We start from the raw sequence: 14,761 nt of genomic DNA, 5'->3' as shown, positions 1-14,761 counted from the left end.
ATCAGGAGAAATAGCTCAGCAGCGAGTTAATCACCGTACGCTGGTTTACCGCCGACAAATTGTAGAATAACGGCAGGCGCAGCAGGCGCTCGCTCTCCTGGGTGGTATAACGATCCGCACCGTGGAACACGCCGAAGTTCTCCCCCGCCGGGCAGCTATGCAGTGGAATATAGTGGAACACTGCCAGAATCTCCGCTTCTTTCAGCCAGGCGATCAGCTTGCTGCGATCATCAATATCGCGCAGCTTGATATAAAACATGTGCGCGTTTTGCCCGCAATCAGCCGGGATAGTCGGCAGGTCAATGCGACCGGCGCGCGCCAGCGGCAACAGCGCGTCATAGTAGCTCTGCCATAGCGTCAGGCGCTGCTGGTTAATACGCTCCGCCGCTTCCAGCTGTGCCCATAGATAGGCCGCCTGTAGATCGGACATCAGGTAGCTGGAGCCAATATCGCGCCAGGTGTATTTATCCACCAGACCACGGAAGAACTGGCTGCGGTTGGTGCCTTTTTCGCGAATGATCTCCGCACGCTCCACCAGCTTACGATCGTTAATCAGCGTCGCGCCGCCTTCACCGCCCGCGGTGTAGTTTTTGGTTTCATGGAAGCTGAAGCAGCCAATATGACCGATGGTGCCGAGCGCCCGGCCTTTGTAAGTCGACATCACGCCCTGGGCGGCATCTTCCACCACAAACAGGTCGTGTTTGTTGGCGATGGCCATAATAGTGTCCATCTCGCAGGCCACGCCCGCATAGTGGACCGGCACAATCGCGCGGGTTTTCTCGGTGATGGCCGCTTCAATCAGCGTTTCATCGATATTCATGGTATCGCGACGAATGTCGACGAAGACAATTTTCGCGCCGCGCAGCACGAAGGCGTTGGCGGTGGAGACGAAGGTATAGCTTGGCATTATCACTTCATCGCCCGGCTGGATATCCAGCAGCAGCGCGGCCATCTCTAATGAGGCCGTGCAGGACGGCGTCAACAATGCTTTTACCGTGCCGAAGCGCTGCTCCATCCACTGCTGACAACGGCGAGTAAAACCGCCATCGCCGCACAGCTTACCGCTGCCCATTGCGGACTGCATATAATCAAGTTCGGTTCCCACCACCGGCGGCGCGTTAAATGGAATCATCATTTCACCTGTATAACCAGTACGCGGCGCTTTCCACATTCGCACCGCTAAGAATGTAACGTTTAAGCGCGGCGGTGTTGCCCATCTGGGTCGCCACCCGCAATGTAGTCAGTTCACGCAGCGCGGCCCAGTGCCGAGCCGCCTGCATCAGTTCCGCTCCGGCTCCGCGTCCGGCTAACAGGCCAATCCTTGCCTCGCCTTCGTTGAGCTGGCGCAGAGAGACAAACGCGCGGATATCGCCATCGGGCGCGCGAAAAATCAGGCACTGGTGATCGAAAGTCCCCCGCACCGCGTTTTCAATCCACTGGGCGTAGAAACGACCGCTGGCATCGACAGCGTACCAGGGGGCGCGAAAACGGCTCTGAGCAAAGGCCAGCGCCGCCAGCTCGCGCAGCCGGGGAATATCCACCTCTGTCGCCAGCTCAGCTCCGACATCGTCAGAGGCAGTCAGCGCAAGCGCAAGATCGACCTCCCCCTCCACCAGCCGAAAGCCTAATGCCTGCAGCGCATCCAGGCGGGCGGCGTCGTCCGCCGCGACTTTCGCCTGCACCCGCGACCATCCGGACAACGCTTGCGCCGTCAGCAGCGGCGCGTCAGTGCCAAAACGCAAAATAGCGCTGTTGACGCCAAAGAAGCGGTTTTCCCACTCCAGGGGATCAATACTGGCGCGGGCGGGCACGGAGAAGATCCAGTAAATATTGGCCGTAGCCGGTTTTTTCCAGTTGCTTCGCCGCACGTTTGACGCCGTCGTCGTCCAGCCAACCGTTACGCCAGGCGATCTCCTCCAGACAGGCAATTTTGAAACCCTGGCGTTTTTCAACGGTTTGTACAAACATGCTGGCTTCAATCAGGCTGTCGTGCGTGCCGGTATCCAGCCAGGCAAAACCACGGCCCAGCAGCTCCACCGTCAATGCGCCATCGTCGAGGTACATTTGATTGATGGAGGTAATCTCCAGCTCGCCGCGCGCCGAGGGTTTAACCTTTTTCGCGTACTCCGTCACTTTACCGTCGTAGAAATAGAGGCCGGTCACCGCCCAATTGGATTTGGGCTGCTTTGGCTTCTCTTCCAGCGAGATTGCGCGAAAATCGTCATCAAACTCCACCACGCCAAAGCGTTCAGGATCCATGACCTGATAGCCGAACACCGTCGCCCCGGTTGTGCGGCCCGCTACGCTGCGCAGCTTCGGACTAAAACCCTGACCGAAAAAGATGTTGTCGCCCAGCACCAGGCATGAGGGTTCGCCGTTGAGGAACTCCTCGCCGATGATAAACGCCTGCGCTAATCCGTCCGGGCTAGGCTGGGCGGCATAGCTTAACTGCACGCCGAACTCTGAGCCATCGCCAAGCAGGCGCTGAAAATCGCGCTGGTCATCCGGCGTGGTGATAATCAAGACTTCGCGGATCCCGGCCAGCATCAGCACCGAGAGCGGGTAGTAGATCATCGGCTTGTCGTAGATGGGTAGCAGCTGCTTTGAGACGCCGCGCGTGATCGGATGCAGGCGGGTACCAGAACCGCCTGCCAGGATAATACCTTTCATTTTTCCCCCTCAAGCACTCAGGCTTGCAGCCCCAGGCGTTCGCCTTGATAACTGCCATCCAGCACCTGCTGCCACCAGGCTTCATTGGCCAGGTACCACTGAACGGTTTTGCGCATCCCGCTGGTAAACGTTTCGTCCGGCGTCCAGCCCAGCTCACGCTCAATTTTCGTCGCATCGATGGCGTAGCGCACATCGTGTCCAGGACGGTCAGCAACGAAGGTGATGAGATCGCGATAGCGCCCCAGGCCATTCGGTTTGTGCGGCGCTAGCTCCTCCAGCAGATCGCAAATGGTTTCCACCACCTCGATATTCTTCCGTTCGTTATGGCCGCCGATATTGTAAGTTTCGCCCGGCTCACCGCTCGCCGCCACCCGATACAGCGCCCTGGCGTGATCTTCCACATACAGCCAGTCGCGAATCTGCTGCCCGTTGCCATAAACCGGCAGCGGCTTGCCAGCCAGCGCGTTAAGGATGGTCAGCGGAATAAGTTTTTCCGGGAAATGATAGGGGCCGTAGTTATTCGAACAGTTGGTGACCAGCGTCGGCAGGCCATAGGTGCGCTGCCAGGCGCGCACCAGATGGTCGCTGCTGGCCTTCGAAGCCGAATAGGGGCTGCTTGGCGCATAAGGCGTGGTTTCGATAAAAAAGGCATTGCTATCATGCAAGTCGCCATAGACCTCATCCGTCGAGATGTGGTGGAAACGAAAGGCCGATTTTTGGTCATCCTTGAGCCCATTCCAGTAAGCCCGCGTCGCTTCCAGCAGCGTATAGGTACCGACGATATTGGTTTCAATAAACGCCGCTGGACCATCGATTGAGCGGTCAACGTGGCTTTCGGCGGCCAGGTGCATCACGATATCGGGTTGATGATGGCTAAATACGCGATCCAACTCCGCTCGATCGCAAATATCCACCTGCTCAAAGGCAAAGCGAGCATCCTGAGCAACAGGTGCCAGCGACATCAGATTCCCGGCGTAGGTCAGCTTATCAACGACCACCACGTTATCGGCGGTCTCAGTGATAATTTCGCGTACCACCGCCGAACCGATAAACCCGGCTCCGCCGGTGACCAGAATCGTTCTCACCGCCAGACCCCTTTGGTATCGACGATAAACTGCTGGCTGACGCTATCTCCGCTAATTGCTTTAAACTCATTATGATCGACCAACATCACCAGCACATCGGCGTTCGCCAGCGCATCGTCCAGTTGCGCCAGAGTGCACAGACCGTCGAGTTTCTGCGGCAATTGATGAATATTCGGTTCAACAACCAACGTCTCGCCGCCATGCCAGCGGGCGATTTGCGCGGCAATCGCCATAGCCGGACTTTCACGTAGGTCATCGATATTGGGTTTAAATGCGAGGCCGAAGCAGGCGATTTTCAGCTCGCTGGCGCGCGTATTGCTGGCCGCGAGGCAGTCGGCAACCCGCGCTTTAACCTGGTCGATCACCCATTCTGGTTTATGGTCGTTCACCTCGCGCGCGGTGCGGATAAGCCGCGCCTGCTGCGGGTTCTGCGCCACGATAAACCACGGGTCGACCGCGATGCAGTGGCCGCCAACGCCCGGACCGGGCTGGAGAATATTGACGCGCGGATGGCGATTCGCCAGGCGAATCAGTTCCCAGACGTTAATCCCCTGATCGGCGCAAATCAGCGAGAGTTCATTGGCAAACGCAATATTGACGTCGCGGAAGCTGTTTTCGGTCAGCTTGCACATCTCGGCGGTGCGCGAGTTGGTCACCACGCATTCGCCTTCAAGGAAAATTTTATACAGCTCGCTGGCGCGGGCGGAGCAAACCGGGGACATTCCACCGATCACGCGATCGTTCTTAATCAGCTCAACCATGACCTGTCCCGGCAGTACGCGCTCCGGGCAGTAGGCGATATTCACATCCGCCGCTTCGCCGACCTGCTGCGGGAAGCTCAGATCAGGGCGCATTTCCGCCAGCCAGCCTGCCATTTGCTCGGTTGAGCCGACAGGGGAAGTGGATTCGAGGATCACCAGCGAGCCTTTCTTCAGCGTCGGCGCGATAGATTTGGCCGCCGATTCAACGAAAACCATATCTGGCTCATGCAGGTCTTTAAACGGCGTCGGTACCGCAATCAGGTAAGCGTCGGCTTCCACCGGCGCGGTGGTGGCGCTCAGATAACCCTGCTCGACCGCCGTTTTGACGACGCTCGCCAGATCCGGCTCCACGATATGAATTTCACCACGGTTAATGGTCTCCACGGCATGTTGATTGATATCAACGCCGACCACCCGCTTTTGCCGGGAGGCGAAGGCGGCTGCAGTTGGCAGGCCAATATACCCAAGGCCAATTACCGAAATGGTAGAAAAGCTCATAGCGTTACCTGATTATTTTTAAGTGCGGACAAAATACGATGACACGCTTGTCCATCGCCGTACGGGTTATGCGCCCGGCTCATGGCTTGATACGCGGACTCATCTTGCAGTAAGCGCGTGACCTCATCGACGATGCGCTGGCTGTCAGTACCCACCAGGCGCACGGTGCCAGCGCTAACGGCTTCCGGGCGCTCAGTCATTTCACGCATCACCAGCACCGGCTTGCCAAGCGACGGCGCTTCCTCCTGAATACCGCCGGAGTCGGTGAGAATCAGCCATGCGCGATTCATCAACCAGACAAACGGCAGATAGTCCTGCGGCTCAATCAGCATGACGTTATCAACATGGCCGAGAATGCGGTTAACCGGTTCGCTGACGTTCGGGTTCAGATGAACCGGGTAAACAATTTGTACGTCCGGGTTATTAGCAGCAATTTCCGCCAGCGCATGGCAGATTTGCTCAAAACCGCGACCGAAGCTCTCCCGACGATGCCCGGTAACCAGGATCATCTTCTTGCCATTGCCAAGGAAGGAATAGCGCTCGGTCAGTTCACTGCTTAACGCTTCGTTGCTCAACACGCGATCGCGTACCCAGAACAACGCATCAATCACCGTGTTACCCGTGACCGTAATTTGAGCATCCGCAATGTTCTCCTGCAGCAGGTTCTGTCGCGAGGTTTCCGTCGGCGCAAAATGGTACGTCGCCAGCCGTCCGGTTAACGTGCGGTTCCCCTCTTCCGGCCACGGCGAATTCAAATCGCCCGTGCGTAACCCTGCTTCGACATGACCCACCGGGATACGTTGATAGAAAGCCGCCAGGCTCGCCGCCATCGTGGTGGTAGTATCGCCATGCACCAGCACGACGTCCGGTTTGAATGACTCCAGCACCGGCTTTAACCCCTCAAGGATGCGGCAGGTAATCTCCGTCAACCCCTGACCCGGCTGCATTATGTTGAGGTCATAATCCGGAACAATAGAAAAAAGTTTCAACACCTGATCGAGCATCTCCCGATGCTGCGCGGTCACGCAAACTTTCGCCTCAAAATGAGGATCCCTTGCCAGCGCATGTACCAGAGGCGCCATCTTGATGGCTTCTGGTCTCGTGCCAAATACGGTTAGTACTTTCACATCGATTCTCTTCGATTAGGTGATGAAGGCCGAATGTCCTTCATCACAGGCTGCATTCACTGGATACGGCGACGCGATAACGCAACGCCTGCGCCGATGAGCGCGCCCACAATCCCCCACATCACCATCAGAAATACGCGGCGCGGGCTATCGCGTTTTACCGGTTCTTCAGGTGTTCGCAAATACCGGTAAGTCTGAAAACGCGGGTCCAGCGTTGGCCCAACGTTCAATGTTGTTAGCATTGCTCGACTTTGGTCATAGTCGATATCGTATTCCGGCCCCACTGCCTGTAGGTTTTCCAGTCGAGCCTGCAGCATCGGCCGCCCCAGTAAAAACAGTTCCGAATCTGGCAGTTGGTCAGGCGGAACATCGGTTTCGCTGCGAGAAATGTTGTGCTGTTGTGCGACTTTCAGCGCCTGCTCCACGCTATGGTTGCGGCGATTGAAAATCTCGCGAGCCACCTCTTCCTGTCGCTTTACCTGCGCTTTCATCTGCACGGTCCGCGCCGCCCAGGCACCTTTCAGTTCATCGTTCAGATGCCCTGCCGCACGCTGGCTGGCGAAAGCGACATACTGACGCAGCAAGTTGTTAGCATCCGGTGCCGTTTCGGCCGTTAGCTTCACGCTATCATTGACGCTTTTTAGCGCATCGCCGGGCATAAACTGAATGTCGTTGATCAGGTCATCCAACAATGCAGCATCCGCGCGAGCGTTGCCCGACTGGCGCTGTTTGTAGTAATCCGTTTGCAGCCAGAAGTCGCGCCGGGTATCCCAGGACGCCTGCTGCATAATGAACTCTTTGTACGCCTCGTCCATTACCGAAGGTTGATCGACCGATACAAGATTGGCCTTGATGTCGAGATTGCGTAAGAACTGCTGCTGCGAATAGTAGCCGCCCAGCATATTCACTGTTGGCCGGTCAGTAATCGCCGTTGCGCTCCACTCCTGGCGAGCAAAAAAGGTATAAACCAGAACAATCAGCGCAAAGAGCACTGCCGTACCTGCTATCCAGCTTTTTCCTGCCCATAAGGCGCGAAACAACCCGCGAATATCCAGCTCATTCTCAACGTTCACTGCTCGTGCTCCCGGTAATGGTTGAGTCATCACGTCCCCAGACTTACTTGGTTAATTTGGATTATTGCTGCTGTGTCGCCGTATTCTGCGTCTAATGCGCTTAACCAGACGCGCCACTTTCCAGGCGCGTTTAATGCAGTAGCCATAAAGGAAGAAGGCTAACAAAAACAGTATCAACATCACCCACTCAGGAACAATACGGGTGTATTCCGCCACCACGCCTACCAGCGCCAGCAACGCGGCAGCCAGGGTGATCAGCACGAATGCCTGGCGGGAAGTAAACCCGGCACGCATGATTAAATGATGAATGTGTTGACGGTCCGGGGAGAACGGACTCATCCCTTTACGCAGGCGGCGATACATAATCGCCACCATATCCATCAACGGAATGGCAATAATCCACAGCGCGGTAACCGGGCTAATGGGGTGCGTTTTGCCTTGCGTGGTCTCCAGCAGGATCCAGATGATAGTGAAGCCAATCATGGTACTGCCGGCATCACCCATAAAGACCTTGTAGCGACGACCAAGCACACCGAGGTTAAGTAAAATATAGGGCAAAATGGCGGCGATCATCGCAAAACACCACATCGCCAGGCTGTATTGACCATCAAACCACAGAATGATGCCCGTCGCTGCGAAAGAGACAGAGGAGAGACCGCCAAGCAGACCATCAATACCATCAACCATATTGAAGGCATTGATCGCAGCCCAAACGGCGAAAAGCGTGAGGAAGAATCCGAAAGGGCCGAGCACCAGCTCCCACGAACCAAAAATAAAACCCAGGCTACTAAGATGAAGATTACCGACCGTCATCATAATGACGGCGATGGCGGCCTGAATAACCGCGCGAATTTTTACACTGATATCAAAGCGGTCGTCCAGTGCACCAACCAGCACAAGCACCCCGGCGCAAGACAGATATAACCGCGCGTGGGGGATATAATAATCTGCGATAGCAAACGTAAAACAAATACCTGCATAAACTGAGATACCACCGACTAACGGAATCAAACCCTGATGCCGTTTGCGATAGTTAGGTTTATCCACCAACCCAACTCTTTTTGCCGCCTTGCGAGCAACAAATATAAATAGGGTAGTGAATAAGAAAATACTGATTAATTCAGTAATAGCAGTGAGTAAATTCACAACGCATGTGCTCTCAGCATAGTTAATCCGGGAAGTATAACGATGATGTCTCAACTCCTGAAGGGGTAAAGCAGAACATTACAAATTTATTGTATAGATTTTAGTCTGTTAAAGTTCTCTCTGCCTGATATTGTGCCGCACACATCATACGATAACACCCGCTTTGTTTTCCCTTTCTGGATCATACAAACCCAGAAAACAAAACGCCACGCAATAGCGTGGCGTTCTCTGGTTTTTTTTAACTTACGAGCGCTTCATCATGTCGAAGAAGTCATCGTTAGTTTTGGTCATCGCCAGTTTATTGATGAGGAACTCCATCGCATCAATTTCACCCATCGGATGGATGATTTTACGCAGGATCCACATCTTCTGCAGCTCTTCCTGAGTGGTGAGCAGCTCTTCTTTACGCGTACCGGAACGGTTGTAGTCGATAGCCGGGAAGACGCGTTTTTCAGCGATCTTACGCGAGAGGTGCAGTTCCATGTTGCCGGTACCTTTAAACTCTTCATAGATAACTTCATCCATTTTAGAGCCGGTATCGACCAGAGCCGTAGCGATAATCGTCAGGCTGCCGCCCTCTTCCACGTTACGCGCAGCACCGAAGAAACGCTTCGGACGATGCAGGGCGTTGGCGTCAACACCACCGGTCAACACTTTACCGGAAGCCGGTACGACGGTGTTGTAGGCACGAGCCAGACGGGTGATGGAGTCGAGCAGGATGATAACGTCTTTCTTGTGTTCAACCAGACGTTTCGCTTTCTCGATAACCATTTCCGCAACCTGAACGTGGCGGGATGCCGGTTCGTCAAAGGTGGAAGCAATAACTTCACCTTTCACCAGACGCTGCATCTCGGTCACTTCTTCCGGACGTTCGTCGATCAGCAGTACCATCAGCACGCAATCAGGATGGTTGTACGCAATGCTCTGTGCAATGTTCTGCAGCAGCATGGTTTTACCCGCTTTCGGCGGTGCAACAATCAGACCACGCTGACCACGACCGATCGGCGATGCCAGATCCAGGACGCGAGCAGTTAAGTCTTCCGTAGAACCGTTACCACGCTCCATACGCAGACGTGAGTTTGCGTGCAGCGGCGTTAAGTTCTCGAACAGAATCTTATTACGCGCGTTTTCCGGCTTGTCGTAGTTAACTTCGTTAACTTTCAACAATGCAAAGTAACGCTCACCCTCTTTAGGAGGACGAATCTTACCGGAAATGGTGTCACCAGTGCGGAGGTTGAAACGGCGGATTTGGCTAGGGGATACGTAGATGTCATCAGGACCGGCGAGGTAGGAGCTGTCTCCAGAACGGAGGAAACCAAATCCATCCTGCAGTATCTCCAGCACACCGTCGCCAAAGATATCTTCGCCACTCTTTGCGTGCTGCTTCAGGATGGCAAAAATGATGTCCTGCTTGCGCATACGTGCCTGGTTTTCCAGACCCATATTTTCGCCGAGAGTAATCAGCTCAGAAACCGGCGTATTCTTTAATTCGGTAAGATTCATAATGGTGTGGGTTCTTAAACTCGGGGTAAAACTCGAACTTAATGTTGTGAATGGTATGGCAGGAACATCCATGCCTGTTAACGGCTTTCATCTCGTGTCTGTACGTCGCCTGGTCACAGGAAAGAACGCAGAACTGAAACGACTAGACGGAATGAGTGATAAGCCCGGAATTATTAGCTTCACGCGCATTTTTTGCGGGATGCTTTGGGTAAAACAAGATTCAAACAAAGGTATGTTTAAAACGAAGTCTGGAATTAACTTAGCACGACTCTTGCCGGGCGTCCAGAGATCCGCAAAAAATAGGAGTCTGGACGCCGGAATAGCAAATCGCTTACGCCAGGTTGGCGTCGAGGAACTCTTTCAGCTGGCCTTTAGACAGCGCGCCAACTTTGGTTGCTGCAACTTCGCCATTTTTGAACAGCAGCAGAGTCGGGATGCCGCGAATGCCGTATTTCGGCGCAGTACCCGGGTTCTGATCGATGTTCAGTTTCGCAATGGTCAGTTTGCCCTGATACTCTTCAGCGATCTCATCCAGAATCGGGGCGATCATTTTGCACGGACCACACCACTCTGCCCAGAAATCGACGAGGGTTAGCCCGTCAGCCTTGAGTACGTCCGTGTCAAAACTGTCGTCAGTCAGGTGAATAATTTTATCGCTCATATTTAACTCCACAGGAATAAGCCTGGTGTGTTGGTGTCGCAGCCATCGACGACGTGTCGATGCTACGTTATGCACGCTATTTTCAGGATGCCCCTTTAAGCCACCTGCGCGACACGGCCCATCATGGACCTCGCCGCTCAGGAGTCAAAGCAATCTGTATTCAAACCGGCTTATCGCAGATTTGTCACCCCGGCTCGCTTAAGTAGTCTAAGCTTTCGAGGATTCGTTCAGTTGCCGCAGACGCACCTTGAGTCATTTCATGCATAGCCAACGAAAGGTTGACGTTATTTCACCGGATACGCTTTCTTAATGCAATAGTTAGCTGATATTCTACCACACTATGAGCAAAACACACTTAACAGAACAGAAGTTTTCCGACTTCGCCCTGCACCCGGCAGTGATTGAAGCCCTTGAAACAAAAGGGTTTCATAATTGCACACCCATCCAGGCACTCGCTCTCCCGCTGACGCTGGAAGGTCGTGATGTTGCCGGGCAGGCGCAAACCGGTACCGGTAAAACGATGGCGTTTCTTACGTCAACGTTTCATTATCTTCTCACTCACCCGGCCATTGCTGACCGCCAGGTCAACCAGCCGCGCGCACTGATCATGGCTCCGACCCGTGAACTGGCAGTGCAGATCCACGCTGATGCAGAACCGCTGGCACAGACTGCCGGTCTGAAGCTCGGCCTCGCATACGGCGGCGACGGCTACGACAAGCAGTTGAAAGTACTGGAAAGCGGCGTTGATATTCTGATCGGTACCACCGGTCGCCTTATCGACTACGCCAAACAGAACCATATCAACCTCGGTGCCATTCAGGTTGTTGTCCTCGACGAAGCCGATCGCATGTACGATCTCGGCTTTATTAAAGATATTCGTTGGCTGTTCCGTCGTATGCCGCCGGCCAATCAGCGCCTGAACATGCTGTTTTCTGCCACCCTTTCTTATCGCGTGCGTGAACTGGCATTCGAGCAAATGAACAACGCCGAATACGTTGAAGTCGAGCCGGAGCAGAAAACAGGTCACCGTATTAAAGAAGAGTTATTCTATCCTTCCAACGAAGAAAAAATGCGCCTGCTGCAGACGCTGCTGGAAGAAGAGTGGCCCGATCGTGCAATTATCTTCGCCAATACCAAACATCGCTGTGAGGATGTCTGGGGCCATCTGGCAGCAGACGGGCATCGCGTCGGCCTGTTGACCGGTGACGTCGCGCAGAAAAAACGTCTACGAATTCTCGAAGAGTTCACCCGTGGCGATATCGATATCCTGGTGGCGACAGATGTAGCCGCACGTGGTCTGCATATCCCAGCGGTTACTCACGTCTTTAACTACGACCTACCGGACGATTGTGAAGACTACGTTCACCGCATCGGTCGTACCGGACGCGCTGGCGCTAGCGGTCACTCAATCAGCCTGGCTTGTGAAGAGTACGCGTTGAACCTGCCGGCTATCGAAACCTATATTGGACATTCGATTCCGGTGAGCAAATACAATCCAGATGCGCTCATGACCGATCTGCCAAGGGCGCTTCGCCTGACGCGTCCGCGTCCGGGTAACGGCCCACGCCGTAACGGTCCGCCACGTAACCGTCGTCGTTCAGGTTAAAGCAATATGCCATACACAAAATCATTCAAGTTGCATCAAGGCGGCAAGAGAACGAATCCCGATGAGCTTACTCTGGTGAGTGATTCGGGTAAGAGAACGCAGCCAACACAGAGGCAATTTGAAGGATGAAGTGTATGAGCTCCACCTCGCTCTATGCAGCTATCGACCTGGGTTCCAATAGCTTTCATATGTTGGTTGTACGCGAGGTGGCGGGGAGCATCCAGACCCTCAGTCGTATTAAACGCAAAGTGCGTTTGGCTGCCGGTCTGAATAGCGACAATACGCTCTCCGCAGAAGCAATGGAGCGCGGCTGGCAATGTTTACGTCTGTTTGCCGAACGCCTGCAGGATATACCTCCAGCGCAAATTCGCGTGGTCGCCACCGCGACGCTGCGCCTGGCAGTGAACGCCGGTGAATTTCTGGAAAAAGCGCGGGAAATCCTCGGCTGCCCGGTGCAGGTCATCAGCGGAGAAGAGGAAGCACGTCTGATTTATCAGGGCGTTGCGCATACCACTGGCGGCGCGGACCAGCGTCTGGTCGTGGATATCGGCGGAGCCAGTACTGAGCTGGTTACCGGAACCGGCGCGCAAACTACCTCGCTTTTCAGCCTGTCGATGGGCTGCGTCACCTGGCTGGAGCGCTACTTCGCCGATCGCAGCCTCACCAAAGAAAATTTTGACCTTGCCGAAACCGCCGCGCGCGAAGTGCTGCGCCCCGTGGCCGATGTTCTGCGCTATCACGGCTGGAAAGTGTGCGTCGGCGCCTCAGGCACCGTTCAGGCCTTGCAGGAAATCATGATGGCGCAGGGGATGGATGAACGCATCACCTTAGCCAAACTACAACAGCTCAAACAGCGCGCGATTCAGTGCGGTCGTCTGGAAGAGCTTGAGATTGAAGGCTTAACGCTCGAACGGGCGTTAGTCTTCCCGAGCGGTCTGGCAATACTGATGGCCATTTTCAGTGAGCTGAACATTCAGTGTATGACCCTAGCGGGTGGGGCACTGCGTGAAGGTCTTGTCTACGGCATGCTACATCTGTCGGTCGATCAGGATATTCGTAGCCGCACGCTACGTAATATTCAGCGCCGGTTTCTGGTGGATACCGAGCAGGCGCAGCGCGTTGCACAGTTGTCCGCGCATTTTGTTCGTCAGGTGGAAAATAGTTGGGATATTGAGCCATTATGCTTCGATCTGCTGCAAAGTGCCTGTCAGCTGCATGAAATAGGCCTGAGCGTAGAGTATAAGCAAGCGCCTCTGCACGCGGCCTGGCTCGTTCGAAATCTCGACCTGCCCGGCTTCACACCTGCGCAAAAAAAGCTGCTCGCGACGCTGTTATTAAACCAAACCAACGCGGTCGATCTCTCTTCGATTCATCAACAGAACGCAGTTCCGCCGAGGGTGGCTGAGCACATGTGCCGTCTGCTGCGTCTGGCGATCCTGTTTGCCAGCCGTCGACGCGACGACCTGCTGCCGATGATCGCGCTGGCTGCCGAAGGCGAGAAACTCACGCTGACGCTGCCTGAGGGTTGGCTGGAAAATCATCCGCTGGGGCGGGAGATGGTAGAACAAGAGTGCCAGTGGCAAAGCTATGTCCATTGGCCGCTGCTGCTCAACGGGGATAGCGCGACAAAATAGTCCTGACAGGAAGAGATGATGCGGGAAGAACTGGATTTCAAATCGCTGCGTTTTTTTTCCGCCCTATTCCGCCTGGGGAATGTTTCGTCTGCCGCCGAAGCGCTGAACATCAGTCAGCCTACCGGTAGCCTGCTATTGAAAAAGCTACGCGACCATTTTGACGACCCCCTGTTCGTGCGCATCGGGCAGCGAATGATACCCACGCCGCGAGCAGACGATATTGCACAGACCATTTTTACCATTCTTCAGTTGGTCGATAACGAACTGCCTGGTAACCCTGAATTTATCCCGCAAACCAGCACGCGTAATTTCACCATCGGCATGACCGATATCAGCCAGATGACGTTGTTACCGCCGCTGCAAGCGCAATTACAGCAGCAGAATGCGGAAACGATTACCTTTTCAGTGCTGAATATTGATGATCAAACGCTGGGTGCTCTCGAGTCAGGTAAGTGTGATTTAGCCATCGGTTATCTGATGCAGCTACCGGATAGCGTTTACCAACAGCGCCTGTTTAATCAATCATATGTCTGCCTCGCGGCAGAAAATCACCCCAGAATCTGCTCCACGTTTACCGCTGAAAACTGGCGGCTGGAAAAGCATCTGGCGGTTCACGTTAACGGTACCGGACATGGCGATATTGATAAGTTGCTCAATGAGTACGGTATGCCACGTCGTATCTCCCTTACGCTGCCCAGCTTTTTAGGTGCGGGTGAGCTGGTTGCAGGCAGCGAGCTGATCGCCGTCGTACCGGAGCAATTGGCGCACCATATCATCCATCGCTATCCCTGCCGCAGCTGGCCGCTGCCGTTCTCACTGCCGGAAATTGCAATTCGCCAGGTCTGGCATCAGCGCCTGCACCGCGATCCCGGCCACATCTGGTTACGGTCACTGATCGCCAACTTTGCTATGACGGGTAGCAATACCATCCTTTATTAATTTTTAAGCTTTCAAAAATAATACTGTATTAGTTTTTCTGATAACCCGTATTACATTC

The 14,761-nt window shown here is 54.4% G+C and carries 13 protein-coding genes; 3 read left to right on the top strand and 10 right to left on the bottom strand.

Going from position 1 to position 14,761, the window contains the following annotated elements; translation table 11 throughout:
* Position 1 precedes the first annotated feature (1 nt).
* The 10 genes from rffA to trxA form a co-directional block, all read right to left on the bottom strand.
* Entirely contained in the window at positions 2 to 1,132 is a 1,131-nt protein-coding gene (gene rffA / locus HV127_RS07995) for a dTDP-4-amino-4,6-dideoxygalactose transaminase (RefSeq protein ID WP_110276883.1), read from the bottom strand.
* A gap of 4 nt (positions 1,133 to 1,136) precedes the next feature.
* A complete protein-coding gene (gene rffC / locus HV127_RS07990) occupies positions 1,137 to 1,811 on the bottom strand; it encodes a dTDP-4-amino-4,6-dideoxy-D-galactose acyltransferase (protein ID WP_182235550.1) in 675 nt (224 codons plus the stop codon).
* Entirely contained in the window at positions 1,789 to 2,670 is an 882-nt protein-coding gene (rfbA, locus tag HV127_RS07985) for a glucose-1-phosphate thymidylyltransferase RfbA (RefSeq protein ID WP_182235549.1), read from the bottom strand. The genes rffC and rfbA overlap by 23 nt, the downstream gene beginning before the upstream one ends.
* A 17-nt stretch (positions 2,671 to 2,687) precedes the next feature.
* Complete coding sequence (gene rffG / locus HV127_RS07980; protein ID WP_182235548.1) at positions 2,688 to 3,755, bottom strand: dTDP-glucose 4,6-dehydratase; 1,068 nt, start codon at positions 3,753 to 3,755, stop codon at positions 2,688 to 2,690.
* The gene (wecC, locus tag HV127_RS07975; RefSeq protein ID WP_182235547.1) at positions 3,752 to 5,014 is read right to left on the bottom strand and encodes a UDP-N-acetyl-D-mannosamine dehydrogenase; all 1,263 of its coding nucleotides are present in this window, start codon (positions 5,012 to 5,014) and stop codon (positions 3,752 to 3,754) included. Before wecC ends, rffG begins: the two co-directional genes overlap by 4 nt.
* Positions 5,011 to 6,141 (bottom strand): UDP-N-acetylglucosamine 2-epimerase (non-hydrolyzing), encoded by a 1,131-nt coding sequence (gene wecB / locus HV127_RS07970; protein ID WP_112216131.1) that lies wholly within the window; start codon positions 6,139 to 6,141, stop codon positions 5,011 to 5,013. The genes wecC and wecB overlap by 4 nt, the downstream gene beginning before the upstream one ends.
* 56 nt (positions 6,142 to 6,197) lie before the next feature.
* Positions 6,198 to 7,244, bottom strand: a complete 1,047-nt coding sequence (wzzE, locus tag HV127_RS07965; RefSeq protein WP_182235546.1) for an ECA polysaccharide chain length modulation protein — start codon at positions 7,242 to 7,244, stop codon at positions 6,198 to 6,200.
* Between the two features lie 21 nt (positions 7,245 to 7,265).
* Complete coding sequence (gene wecA / locus HV127_RS07960; RefSeq protein WP_182235545.1) at positions 7,266 to 8,360, bottom strand: UDP-N-acetylglucosamine--undecaprenyl-phosphate N-acetylglucosaminephosphotransferase; 1,095 nt, start codon at positions 8,358 to 8,360, stop codon at positions 7,266 to 7,268.
* A gap of 243 nt (positions 8,361 to 8,603) precedes the next feature.
* Complete coding sequence (gene rho / locus HV127_RS07955; protein WP_110276891.1) at positions 8,604 to 9,863, bottom strand: transcription termination factor Rho; 1,260 nt, start codon at positions 9,861 to 9,863, stop codon at positions 8,604 to 8,606.
* A 331-nt stretch (positions 9,864 to 10,194) separates the two neighbouring features.
* Entirely contained in the window at positions 10,195 to 10,524 is a 330-nt protein-coding gene (gene trxA, locus HV127_RS07950) for a thioredoxin TrxA (protein ID WP_004097507.1), read from the bottom strand.
* 340 nt (positions 10,525 to 10,864) lie between these two features.
* Between trxA and rhlB the strand changes: the two genes are divergently transcribed.
* From rhlB to HV127_RS07935, 3 genes are all read left to right on the top strand, one after another.
* Positions 10,865 to 12,130 (top strand): ATP-dependent RNA helicase RhlB, encoded by a 1,266-nt coding sequence (rhlB, locus tag HV127_RS07945; protein ID WP_110276892.1) that lies wholly within the window; start codon positions 10,865 to 10,867, stop codon positions 12,128 to 12,130.
* A 125-nt stretch (positions 12,131 to 12,255) separates the two neighbouring features.
* Complete coding sequence (gene gppA / locus HV127_RS07940; protein WP_181484169.1) at positions 12,256 to 13,764, top strand: guanosine-5'-triphosphate,3'-diphosphate diphosphatase; 1,509 nt, start codon at positions 12,256 to 12,258, stop codon at positions 13,762 to 13,764.
* Positions 13,765 to 13,782: 18 nt separating this feature from the next.
* On the top strand, positions 13,783 to 14,703 hold the full coding sequence (locus tag HV127_RS07935) for a LysR family transcriptional regulator (protein WP_182240593.1): 921 nt from the start codon (positions 13,783 to 13,785) through the stop codon (positions 14,701 to 14,703).
* The last annotated feature ends 58 nt before the right edge of the window (positions 14,704 to 14,761 follow it).

Source organism: Klebsiella sp. RHBSTW-00215, from assembly GCF_014103785.1.
Classification (GTDB): domain Bacteria; phylum Pseudomonadota; class Gammaproteobacteria; order Enterobacterales; family Enterobacteriaceae; genus Klebsiella.
The sequence above is the reverse complement of the archived record's forward strand: the minus strand, read 5'-3'. Positions and strand labels throughout refer to the sequence as shown.

Coding starts and splice junctions, on each gene's coding strand:
- rffA (WP_110276883.1), bottom strand. CDS start 1,132: ATGATTCCATTTAACGCGCCGCCGGTGGTGGGAACCGAACTTGATTAT.
- rfbA (WP_182235549.1), bottom strand. CDS start 2,670: ATGAAAGGTATTATCCTGGCAGGCGGTTCTGGTACCCGCCTGCATCCG.
- wecC (WP_182235547.1), bottom strand. CDS start 5,014: ATGAGCTTTTCTACCATTTCGGTAATTGGCCTTGGGTATATTGGCCTG.
- wzzE (WP_182235546.1), bottom strand. CDS start 7,244: ATGACTCAACCATTACCGGGAGCACGAGCAGTGAACGTTGAGAATGAG.
- rho (WP_110276891.1), bottom strand. CDS start 9,863: ATGAATCTTACCGAATTAAAGAATACGCCGGTTTCTGAGCTGATTACT.
- trxA (WP_004097507.1), bottom strand. CDS start 10,524: ATGAGCGATAAAATTATTCACCTGACTGACGACAGTTTTGACACGGAC.
- rhlB (WP_110276892.1), top strand. CDS start 10,865: ATGAGCAAAACACACTTAACAGAACAGAAGTTTTCCGACTTCGCCCTG.
- gppA (WP_181484169.1), top strand. CDS start 12,256: ATGAAGTGTATGAGCTCCACCTCGCTCTATGCAGCTATCGACCTGGGT.
- HV127_RS07935 (WP_182240593.1), top strand. CDS start 13,783: ATGCGGGAAGAACTGGATTTCAAATCGCTGCGTTTTTTTTCCGCCCTA.